Below are 10,933 nucleotides of genomic sequence, written 5' to 3' on the forward strand. Positions count from 1 at the left end.
TTTATTTTTTACATTTGGGCTTTAATTGGCTTGGAAACGCAGGCAGACGCGCTCCTCTCCCGCTCTGTGGGAGAGGGGCTGGGGGTGAGGGCTAACACCCGCTGCCGAAGTTGAACAGCACCTCCAGTAGGTCAGCGTCGTCGATGATGCCGTCCCAGTTGAGGTCTTCGTTGCGGTAGCCGCGCTCGCCGAACGCGAACAGCACCTGCAGCAGGTCGGCGTCGTCCACGCAGCCGTTGCGGTCAACATCCCCGCGCAACGGGAAACCCGTATCCAGCAGGAAGGCTTCCTCGCGGCGGGTGGCAGCGTTGTAGCCTGTGCCCACAAGGTAGCGCCCATTCGGGGACATGCCGCGCACGCCGTAGAGTACCGACCCGCCCAAAATGCTGGCGTAGGTAGCGTTCAGGTTGTCCACGATGCCCGGCTCACGCCAGCGCAGCGCAGGTCTGCCAGCGACAATCGAGCCGTCCGCCGAGACCGCATACGCCTCGAAGCTGAAGCCGAAATCTTGGATTTGCCCATTCTTCCAGCGGAAACTGCGCCGCTGATTCGAGTGGTCAGACCAGCCGATGACCGTTGTGCCGTCCGCAGAAATTCCCCGTGCAACGCTCCAACCAGCGCCCAAATCGCCCAGATCCTGCACGACGCCATTTTCCCAGCGAAAGGCGCGCATATGGTTCGGACCGGTGTAGTAAGTGCCTGCCACGACGCTGCCGTCTGCCGAGACTGCAAAAGCATACGCCTCATAAAAGTTGCCCGTGTTGCTGAGTTGCTGCATGCCACCGGACACTGTCCAGCGAAACGCGCGAACAGTGCCCACCGAGAAATAATCGACGAAGCCGACGGCGACAGTGCCATCCGCTGAGACCGCCGTGGTGGTGCCGCGCCCCGAAGGTCCGCCAGGATAGGTTCCGAGATCGACCATCCCCCCTGCTGGCGTCCATCGGAATGGGCGGTCGTACCCTGACCAGTCTTGGGCGCGCCCAACCACAACGCTGCCATCCGCAGAAACTCCCCATGCCCAGCTGGTGTTGAAAACGCTTGAGAAGTTGCCGAGATCGACCATTCCCGTCTCGGCTGTCCAACGAAAAGCACGGAACTGACGCCCATCGTCACGACTGGTGTGCGCGTATCCAACGACGACCTTACCGTCTGCAGACACTGCATGCCCGAAGCTATATGGTCCGCCCAGTGTGCCGAGCCAAGTAATCGAGGGTTGTTGCGACCAACCAATCGCCGCAAGAGATGACAGAACGCTCGCGCTCAATAGCGCACGCACCACGATGTGTGTCGCTCGTTTCATGATAAACCTCCTCGGTTTTGCCTTGCACCGTGCTGCACGCACAAGGCAAGTGTATTATAGCACATTTTGGAAGAAATGTCAAGTAGGAATGAGGGTCAGGGCGCGGCGACGCGCCCTGATTCGATACACAGCTCAGCATCCGCTGCCGAAGTTGAACAGCACCTCCAGCAGGTCGGCGTCGTCGATGGCGCCGTCCCAGTTGAGGTCTTCGTTGCGGTAGCCCTGTGCGCCAAACGCGAACAGCACCTGCAGCAGGTCGGCGTCGTCCACACAGCCGTTGCGGTTAACATCCCCGCGCAACGGAAAGCCCGTATCCAGCAGGAAGGCTTCGTAGCGCCCCGTGGCGGCGTTGCGTCCATAGCCCACACAATAGCGCCCGTTGGGGGAGATGGCACGCGCCTCAATGAGCACTGATCCAGGTGTCAGCAAGGTGGCGTAGGTGGCATTGAGGTCTTCCATTCCGCCCGTTGCCGTCCAGCGAAAGGCGCGATACCCACCTGAGGTATTTCGAGCCTTGCCGACCACCACCGAGCCATCGGAAGAAACGCCATAAGCCTCACTCTGATTGCCACCCAGTGTGCCGAGGTTTTGCATGCCCCCCGACGCTGTCCAGCGAAAGGCACGATACCCTAATACGTCGTTGCCAGCCCTGCCGACCACCACGGAGCCACTGGCAGAAACGCCATAAGCCTCGCTACCAGCACTGCTCGGCGTGTCCAGGTCCTGCATGCCCCCCGACGCTGTCCAGAGAAAGGCATGACGCCGATTTACGGTGTTGAACGATCCGCCGACCACCACTGAGCCGTCGGCAGAAACGCCATAAGCACTGCTTGAACCGCCGCCCAGCGTGCCGAGGTTTTGCATGCCCCCCGACGCTGTCCAGCGAAAGGCGCGATACTGCCCAGCGGCGTCTTGAGCCACTCCGACCACGACGGAGCCATTGGCAGAAACATCATAAGCCAAGCTCTCATCGCCGCCCAGCGTGCCGAGGTTTTGCATGCCCCCCGACGCTGTCCAGCGAAAGGCACGATACCGGTTTGCGGCGTTGTGAGCCCTACCGGCCACGACGGAGCCAGCGGCGGAGACACCAAAAGCCCAGCTCTCACTGCCGCCCAGTGTACCGAGGTCTTGCATGCCCTCAGACGCCGTCCACCGAAAAGCACGGTAGTAAGAATAGTCATAACGGAATGAGGCTCTACCGACCACCACAGAGCCATCGGCGGAAACATCATAAGCCAGGCTTTCATCGCCGCCTGGCGTGCCCAGCCAAGTCAGAGACTGCGACCAGCCTGCGGTCGCGATTAACAACAGAACGCTCGCGCTTAGCGGCGTGTACAACCGTATGTATCTGCCACCGTTCATGGTGACACCTCCTATTAGTATTGCCTGCGTGTCAGGGCAGGCTATCATATTATAGCATATTTTTTGCGATGTCAAGGAATTCTGCAGAGATTCGTCTCCACTTTTCAGGTATAGTATCGCTGTGCCTGTCCATCCGATGCAGTGGGTGCGGTTTGAAGGCGTCGCCTGCCTCAATCCGTTGCTGGAGGCGAGTTTGCTGGTGGTGGACCTGCAGGCGCGGTTCGCGGCGCGGCGTAGGCGAGGGCAAAACACCACTCCTTGCCCATTCTGTAGGAGAGGGGCTGGGGGTGAGGGCTAACACCCGCTGCCGAAGTTGAACAGCACCTCCAGCAGGTCGGCGTCGTCGACAGTGTTGTCGCCGTTGAGGTCTTCGGGGAGGTTCGCGCCTGTGTTGCCGAACGCAAACAGTACCTGCAGCAGGTCAGCGTCGTCCACGCAGCCATCGCCGTTCACATCGCCGTCACGGCGCGTTGTCCCTGTATCCAGCAGGAAGGCTTCGTCGCGCCCTGTGGCGGCGTTGTAGCCTCTCCCCACGATATAGCGTCCGTCGGGGGAGATAACCCTAGCCCAAGTAAGAACCGAGCCCGGGGTCAGCAGGCTGGCGTAGGTGATAGTGAGGTCTTCCATTCCTGCCTGCGTCCAGCGAAAGGCGCGCCACTGCCCAGCGGCATTGAGAGCCCTGCCGACCACCACTCGCCCGTCGGCAGAGGCGCCATAAGCCTCGCTCTCTGGACCGCCCAGCGTGCCGAGGTCTTGCATCACGCCATCCTCCCAGCGAAAGGCGTGCGGCTGCCCAGCGGCGTCGTGAGCCCAGCCGACCACTACCCGCCCGTCGGCAGAAACGCCTAAAGCTGCGCTTACGAGGCTGCCCAGCGTGCCGAGGTCTTGCATCACGCCATCCTCCCAGCGAAAGGCGTGCGGCTGCCCAGCGGCGTCGTGAGCCCAGCCGACCACCACTCGCCCGTCGGCAGAAACGCCATAAGCCTCGCTCTCTGGACCGCCCAGCGTGGCGAGGTCTTGCATCCCTTCCGCCGCTACCCAGCGAAAGGCGCGCCGATTCCGAAAGGGGGACCACCAATCGGCGTCGAAAGCCGCGCCAACCACCACACTGCCGTCAGCAGAGACGCCATAAGCCGCGCTCGAATTGCGGCTCGGCAGCGTGGCGAGGTCTTGCATCCCTTCCGCCGCTACCCAGCGAAAGGCGCGCCACCGCCTAAAGGCGTTCCTAGCCCCGCCGACCACCACACTGCCATTGGCAGAAACGCCATAAGCCCCGCTCTCTGGGCCGCCCAGCGTGGCGAGGTCTTGCATTCCTTCCGCCGCTACCCAGCGAAAGGCGCGCCAATACCCAGCGGCGTTGTGAGCAGAGCCGACCACCACTGAGCCGTCCGCCGAAACGCCAGAAGCATAGCTCCAATTGCCGTCCAGCGTGCCGAGCCAAGTCAAGGTCTGCGACCAGCCTGCGGTCGCCAGCAACAACGACGCCGATACGATACTCCATACAACTGCGAAACGCGCTACTCCGTTGCGAAGCCCGAAAGTTCGTCTTATCATCGTTCTGTCCTCCTTCCGCCCTGCGTAGAGTGTGCGGCATAGGGCTGCCTTAATTATAGCAAATTTTCGGGGAAATGCCAGTGGGATTGTGGTAGAGTCTGACCACCCATCAGGTACAGTATCGCTATGCTTGTCCATCCGTTGCAGTGGGTGCAGTTTGAGAGCGTCGCCTGCCTCAACCCGCTGCTGGAGGCGAGTTTGCTGGTGGTTGACCCGCAGGCGTGGTTCGCGGCGCGCCCTTGGCTGACGGCGAACCCGCGCAGCCTCGCCCGCGCCGAGAGCCTCGACGCCCGCGCACTGGACGCGCTGCTGAACACCCGCGAGGCGTTCGACGGCGTCGGGCGGATGATCGGGCTGGGCGGCGGCACAGCCATCGACACGGCGAAGTACCTCGCGTGGCGCACGGGGCTGCCGCTGATTCTGGTTCCCAGCGCGCTGACCGTCGACGCGCCGTTCACCGACTCGGCGGCGGTACGGCGCGACGGACGCATTCACTACACCGGGCAGGTCGCGCCCGAAGCGATTGTTGTCGACGCTGCGCTCATTCGCACCGCGCCCGCGCACCTCAATCGCGGCGGGGTGGGCGACCTCCTGTCGATACACACCGCGCTGCACGACTGGCGGCTGGCGCACACGCGCACGGGCGAACCCTACGACGCGACAATCGCCCAGCAGAGTGCGGCGCTGCTGGAGCGACTGCGCGAGCAGAGCCGCGAGATTTACGCCGTCAGCGATGCGGGCGTGCGCCTGCTGACCGAACTGTTCTGCGAGGAGGTCTACCTGTGCCTGCAGGCGGGCAGCAGCCGCCCCGAAGAGGGGTCGGAGCATCACCTGCTGTATACGCTGGAGTACCTGACGGGGCGCACCTACCTGCACGGCGCGGCGGTGACGCTGTGCGCGCTCGTGATGGCGCACCTGCAGGGCAACGCGCCCGACGAGCTGCGCACGCTGGCAGACGCCTGCGGGGTGGAGTACCGCGCGATACTGACGGAGGTCGGCGCGGACGCGCTGGTGGCGGCGGTGCTGCGCGCGCCCGACTACGCCCGCGAGGAGGGCTTGCCGTACACTGCCCTGATGGAGATGCCTATCACGCGGGAACAGGCGCGAGAGGCGGTGGGATGGGTACGGGGGTAGCGTTTTCCCTTCTGCTTGCCTGCAACATAACCGTCGCCAACGACCATAAGGTTGCCTCCTCTGCCTTGCGGCTCGCCCCTCTGAAGCCCTCATCTCGTCGCTTGTCCCTTCAGGTACAATCTTTTTACAGGAGGCAGATAACCGTTGGGCGACGCGGGTCAGCCTGCGTGGGGCGTGTGGCTGTCGAGATTAGAGCAGGGCGCGCCCCCAGGCGAGGCGATTGAAGACGCGCTGCGCTGGCTGCTCGAAGCGACCGCCGCGCAGGTTGCGGTGCTGTTCCTGCCCGACCCCAGCGGCGAGCAGGTGGAGTTCGCCTATGTTGCAGGCGAGCGCGCGGACGAACTGCGCGGCTTCCGCCTGCGCCCTGCCGACGCGCTCGTCGCCCCCGCCCTACTGAACCGCGAAGTGTGGCGCTATTCCGCCGAGACCTACCAAGAGCCGATTGGCGCAATCGCCACAGGCATCGCCATCCCGCTGCCGAGCCTGCCGAAAAGCGCGCTCGCCCTGCTGAACCGCCCCACGCCGTTCGACGACGCGCACCTTGACCTGCTGGAGCAGATCGCCACCCCTATCGAGCTGCTGCTGCGCCTGCAGCATGCGCAGACCCAACTGGAGCAGCGCGAGCGCGCGCTGGGGTGGCTCAGCCGCCTGCCGAAGCGACTCGGCGCGGACTTGAGCCTGCCGCACGCGCTGGAGACCGTCGAATCGCTGATGCGCAAGGTCGCGCCCGAAGGCGGCGGCGTGTGGCTCTACGACGAGAACCGCCGTGCGCTGCTGCTGGCGACCCAGTACGGCGGGGACGCCCTGCCCGAACAGATTGCGCCCGACGAGTTGCCCCCAAGCTGGACGGACGCGCCTGTGGAGACCGTCTGGGGCGGGCGACGCTACCGCGCCTACGCGCTCGCGCTCGCCGAGCAGCCGCTGGGACTGCTCGCGGTCGCCCTGCCCGCCGACGCGCCCGACGCGCTGGAGTGGCTGCCCCCCCTGCTGGGGCACATCGCGCTCACGCTCTCCAACGCGCTGCTGTACGAGCAGACCGCCCAGCGCGCCCAGCACATGGCGAAGCTGTACGACCTGTCGCTCCAGCTGGGCGAGACGCAGAGCCTGCGCGAAGTGCTGCGCCTGCTGTGCCGCACGGCGCACGAACTCATCCCGCACGACTACACCGTCGTGTACCTGCCCAGCCGCCGCGAGCCTGACCGACTTGCGCCCGTGTATGTCGAGCCGCTCAGCGAGACGCTGCTGGCGCACAGCCCCGACGCGCAATACAGCCTGCCTGGCTGGGTCTACGCCTTCAACGCGCCGATTGCTGCGCCCGACTTGGAACAGCACCCGCAGAACCTCAAGGAGCCACTGCCCGGCGGGTTCGCCTCCGCGCTGGCTGCGCCGCTGCAGGTCGCCGAGCGCACACTGGGCACGATTCTGCTGCTCACGACCACCCCGCGCGAGTTCACCCTGTCGGAAGTGGAGCTGCTGTTCACCCTTGCGAACACGGGCGCACTGCGCCTGCACACGCTGGAGCGCACGCATGCGTAAGCCGACCTTCAGCCCCACCAAGCTCACAACCTACCTCACCTGCCGCGTCAAGTACCACTGGGCGTACATGACCCCCTACGGGCAGCTGATGCGCCGTCCGAACCCAGCCTTCGCGTTCGGCGCGAACCTGCACCGCGCACTGGAGTTTTTTCACACCGCAGGCGGCGCGGAGAAACTCTCGCCCGACGAGTTCCGCCACGCGCTGGAGCGCCTCTGGAGCGACGCGGGCTTCGAATCGGCGCAGCAGAGCGAAGCGTTCAAGCAGCACGGGCACGCGCTGGCAAGCCAATACTATGAAGCGCAAGCCGCGCAGCCTACCGAAGCGGTCGTGCTGTTCACGGAGCGGACACTACGGCGCGATATGGGACGCTACATCCTCACGGGGCGCATCGATCGCGTCGACGAACACCCCGACGGCACGCTGGAGATTATCGACTACAAAAGCGGGCGCGCCGAGGTCGACGAAGAGCAGGTGCGCAACGACCTCGCGCTGCACTGCTATGCCTTGCTGCTGCAGGAGATTTACCCCGACCGCCCGCTGTGGATTGCGATCTACGCCCTGCGCCCCAACAAAAAGGTCGCCGTGCCGCTGGACGCCGACGCGCTCGCCGAGTTCCGCGAGCTGCTCGACGCGCTGGTTGCGCAGATTCTGGACGAGGACTGGGACACGCTTGCGCCGCGCTGGATTCCCCACTGCGCGGGGTGCGAGTTCCTGGAACTCTGCGTGCGCCATTTGGGGCTTAATCCCGCCGAATAACCCCACATTTTCTGTCCAATCGCTTGTAAAACCAGCAGGAATCGGGTACAGCCTGTGGTATAGTTAGCGCAACGGAGCGGAGAGATGGCACGAACAAGGAGGTTTCACGGAATCTGGAGCCTTGCGCTCTGGTTGATTGCGGTTGGGCTACTGATTGGGATGACCCCGCGCACAGCCGAGCATTTCGCCCACTGGCGCACGCTGCGCGCCGAGAACGCCCAGCTGGAGCAGAGGCTGGCGCACCTGCACGCAGAAGAGCGCGCCTTAGAAGCGGAGCTGAAGCGCGTGCAGACCGACTTGGGGCGTGAGGCGCTCGCCCGACAGCGCGGCTGGCTGCGCAAAGGCGAGGAGCCGCTGCGCATCAACCGCCCCTAAAACACATACGGCGCGGTCTCAGGGTTCGCCCGCAGCGCGTCCCACTCCGCACCGGAGACGGGCTGCGGCTTGTCGCGCTCGGCGTCTACGGTGCAAAGGAACCCGAACGGCTCGCTGTAGGGGTTCACCCAGCGGTGTGGCACAAGCGGCGGCACATACACAATATCCAGCGGCTGGAGTTCGAACACGCGCTCGCCCACCAACGCGCGCCCGCGCCCCCGCACCACCACCACCAGATGCACATGCGCGTGTTTCTCCAAGCTGGAGTAGCCATCGGGCGCGATTTCAAAGTAGCGCAGTGCGAATCCCGCCTCGATGTACGGCGGGCGCCCGAGGCTGTAGCGTGTAATCCCGCGCCAGCCCATGCCGCGTGCGTCGCCCGTATGCTCCTTGTACGCCACGGGCACTATCCCCTGCCACTGGAACTGCGCCGCGTCGAAGGGGATATGTAGCCGCCGAAGCGCGTCCTGCAGCGCCTCGGCAGCCTGCGCCATCGTCTCTGCGCTCGGTTTCATCGCCGTCGCAACGCCTCAAGGTTCACCCGCGCGGGTCGCTCTGGCGCGTCCGCCAGCTCCCACGCCAGCCCAAACACCGTGCGCGCCACCCGCGCCATCTTCTCGAAGTCGATCTTCTCCACCGAGTCCGTCACTTGGTGATAGTCCGCGTGCAACCCCGAAAAGAAGAAGACCGCAGGGATGCCCTTGCTGACGAAGCTGTAGTGGTCGCTGCGGAAAAAGAGCTGCTCGGGGTGGCTCAGCGAGTCGTACATCGGGTTCAGCTCCATCCGCAGGTACTGGTCGTTCACGCGCTTGAGTACCGCGCCGATGTCGGGGCTGGCGACATTCGGTCCAATCACATAGACCTCGTTCGGTCCCGACAGGTCGCGGTTGCGCGGGTTCGTGTCGCCCGCGTGCTTGCTGCGCCCCACCATGTCCATGTTGAGGTTCACGACGATGTTCTCCAGCGGCACGGTCGGTCGCTCCACAAACAGGCGCGAGCCGAGCAGTCCCCGCTCCTCGCCCGCGTACCAGAGCAGCAGGATAGAGCGCTTCGGGCGCGGTCCTGTGGCGAACGCTTCGGCAATCTCCAGCAGCGCAACCGAGCCAGAGCCGTTGTCGTCCGCGCCGTTGAAGATGCGATCCTCGCCCCGCGCCGCGACGCCCACATGGTCTAAGTGCGCCCCGATGGAGACATACTCGCGCTTTAGCACAGGGTCGGAGCCTTCCACGACGCCGATTACGCTGCGTGCCGTCTCCGTGCGCGTCTGCACGCTGAGCGTGATACTCATCTGCTTGTTGGGGCTGAGCGCAAAGGATGGCGCGGGGTCGTTGTCGTTCGCCCGCCGAATCAGTTCGGCAGCGGAAACCCGCTCGCCCGCAAACAGCGCGTCCAGCATCGGCGCGGAGGCGACAATCACGGGAACCCGACTCGCGCGATCTAAACCTTCCAGCGTGCGTCGCTGGCTCCACGCGCGGGCAATCCGCTCGATGCGCTCCATGTCCGACGGGTCGATGCGCAGGATTGCCAGCGCGCCCTTCTCTTCGGCGTTCTGTTCGGGCGAGCGCCAGCCAGCGGTCTGCGCGGCGTCCAGCCCCTGCTCGATGACCTCCTTCGGGTAGCCTGCCTGCACCACCAGCACCTTGCCCTGCACCTCCAGCCCCGCGTAGGGGTCGATGCCCTTGTCGGGGTTCGACCAGCCGTTGCCGACATAGACCAGCGGCGCGGTTGCGTTCAACGCCACAGGGCGCGCCACAAAGCCCACCCCGTACTCGAAGCTCTGCCCGCCAATCCGAATGCGCGTCTCGGCGGGATTGATGGCGTCGGTGCGGAAGCGCAGCGTCTGGTAGTAAGTTCCGTTCTCGCCTGCGGGTTTCACCCCCCAGCGCTGCAGGTGCGACACGATATACATCCCCGCCAACTCCAGTCCGCGCGAGGGGGTGTCGCGCCCTTCCAGCTCGTCGGAGGCGATGAACTCCAAGTGGGCGCGCAGGTCGGTCGGGGTGATGGTTTCGGCGCGGCTGATCCACGCGGGCGCGTCCGCCCACGCCCACATCAGCCACAGCGCAAGGCTCAGCGATAGAAAGCGTCTCATGGCAGTATTGTACCTACTGGGCGCGTGCTGAGCATACGCTTGATAATTAGGTATACTACGGCTACTGCAGGTATTGTCAGGGAGTATGAGCCAGTGAGGCTGGATAGGTTTACCATGAGAAGGCTTATGTGGGTAGGTATAGGGTTCTTTTTCGCTGGATTCTTCGCAAGAGGTGTCCAGATCGCCTATCCAGGAACGCCTATAGCCCAATTTATAGACATTATAAGGTTTTTATTGATAGTTGTTGGTGTGTCAACGCTCTTGCTTTACATCTTCATTCTCATAAGAGAACTTGGTAGAGGCAAGCAGCTTAGTGGAGATTGTCAATCTGGGCACGATACACGGTGGTGAGTAGATGGACACGCCAGCGTCTGCTCTGAGTTTCATCGCTTTGCTACTCTCGCTGCTTAGCAGAAGCGACGCACCGAGAAGGTTTAGACTCTTCCTGCTTTCGGTGGCACTAATCTGCCTTGTTAATGCATTTGTGATGTTTGTAATATATGACACAGAGCATTCCCCAATGCGACTGTTCACAGTTGCAATTGGCGTATTATGCGTGCTTATCACGCTCGTCGCTTCTTTCTCCCTCGCTTCTAACGATGTTTTGCATTCAAGATCGCAGCAGGATGTAGTACTTTTTGCTTCTACAGGGGTTCTTCTCATTAATTCGGTGTTCAGTCTTTTGAACAATCCAGATGCATTTACCATTTCACTCTATTTGCTGGAGTTATTGGCTCTGGTTCATATTGTTCTCTCAGCAGCGCTGCTGAGAGCCGATTATTCAGAGATGAACCACTGACCCCCATCCCACCTCACATAC

At 63.4% G+C, this 10,933-nt stretch carries 10 protein-coding genes; 5 read left to right on the forward strand and 5 right to left on the reverse strand.

Going from position 1 to position 10,933, the window contains the following annotated elements; genetic code table 11:
- Positions 1-91: 91 nt before the first annotated feature.
- The 3 genes from NW863_RS10390 to NW863_RS10400 form a co-directional block, all read right to left on the reverse strand.
- Positions 92-1,303 carry a hypothetical protein gene (locus NW863_RS10390; RefSeq protein WP_414366181.1) on the reverse strand — a complete coding sequence of 404 codons (1,212 nt, stop codon included), beginning with the start codon at positions 1,301-1,303 and terminating at the stop codon, positions 92-94.
- A 132-nt stretch (positions 1,304-1,435) separates the two neighbouring features.
- Positions 1,436-2,713: a hypothetical protein gene (locus tag NW863_RS10395; protein WP_414366196.1), complete on the reverse strand. Its 1,278-nt coding sequence runs from the start codon at positions 2,711-2,713 to the stop codon at positions 1,436-1,438.
- A gap of 246 nt (positions 2,714-2,959) precedes the next feature.
- The gene (locus tag NW863_RS10400) at positions 2,960-4,144 is read right to left on the reverse strand and encodes a hypothetical protein (RefSeq protein WP_414366182.1); all 1,185 of its coding nucleotides are present in this window, start codon (positions 4,142-4,144) and stop codon (positions 2,960-2,962) included.
- Positions 4,145-4,345: 201 nt separating this feature from the next.
- Here NW863_RS10400 and NW863_RS10405 point away from each other — a divergent pair, with 201 nt between their 5' ends.
- The 4 genes from NW863_RS10405 (at position 4,346) to NW863_RS10420 (ending at position 8,021) form a co-directional block, all read left to right on the forward strand.
- Positions 4,346-5,353 (forward strand): iron-containing alcohol dehydrogenase, encoded by a 1,008-nt coding sequence (locus NW863_RS10405; RefSeq protein ID WP_414366185.1) that lies wholly within the window; start codon positions 4,346-4,348, stop codon positions 5,351-5,353.
- Positions 5,354-5,497: 144 nt separating this feature from the next.
- Positions 5,498-6,889 carry a GAF domain-containing protein gene (locus NW863_RS10410; RefSeq protein ID WP_414366188.1) on the forward strand — a complete coding sequence of 464 codons (1,392 nt, stop codon included), beginning with the start codon at positions 5,498-5,500 and terminating at the stop codon, positions 6,887-6,889.
- Positions 6,882-7,646: a RecB family exonuclease gene (locus NW863_RS10415; protein ID WP_414366190.1), complete on the forward strand. Its 765-nt coding sequence runs from the start codon at positions 6,882-6,884 to the stop codon at positions 7,644-7,646. The genes NW863_RS10410 and NW863_RS10415 overlap by 8 nt, the downstream gene beginning before the upstream one ends.
- An 84-nt stretch (positions 7,647-7,730) precedes the next feature.
- Complete coding sequence (locus tag NW863_RS10420) at positions 7,731-8,021, forward strand: hypothetical protein (protein ID WP_414366191.1); 291 nt, start codon at positions 7,731-7,733, stop codon at positions 8,019-8,021.
- On the opposite strand, the gene NW863_RS10425 is transcribed toward NW863_RS10420, so the two are convergent.
- Together NW863_RS10425 and NW863_RS10430 are read right to left on the reverse strand one after the other, a co-directional pair.
- Positions 8,018-8,515: a cupin domain-containing protein gene (locus NW863_RS10425; RefSeq protein ID WP_414366193.1), complete on the reverse strand. Its 498-nt coding sequence runs from the start codon at positions 8,513-8,515 to the stop codon at positions 8,018-8,020. The genes NW863_RS10420 and NW863_RS10425 overlap by 4 nt on opposite strands.
- A 17-nt stretch (positions 8,516-8,532) precedes the next feature.
- The gene (locus NW863_RS10430) at positions 8,533-10,113 is read right to left on the reverse strand and encodes a M28 family peptidase (protein ID WP_414366194.1); all 1,581 of its coding nucleotides are present in this window, start codon (positions 10,111-10,113) and stop codon (positions 8,533-8,535) included.
- Between the two features lie 355 nt (positions 10,114-10,468).
- Between NW863_RS10430 and NW863_RS10435 the strand changes: the two genes are divergently transcribed.
- On the forward strand, positions 10,469-10,912 hold the full coding sequence (locus NW863_RS10435; protein ID WP_414366195.1) for a hypothetical protein: 444 nt from the start codon (positions 10,469-10,471) through the stop codon (positions 10,910-10,912).
- The last annotated feature ends 21 nt before the right edge of the window (positions 10,913-10,933 follow it).

Source organism: Synechococcus sp. B60.1 (assembly GCF_047462555.1).
In the GTDB taxonomy this organism is placed as follows: Bacteria; Cyanobacteriota; Cyanobacteriia; order Thermostichales; family Thermostichaceae; genus Thermostichus.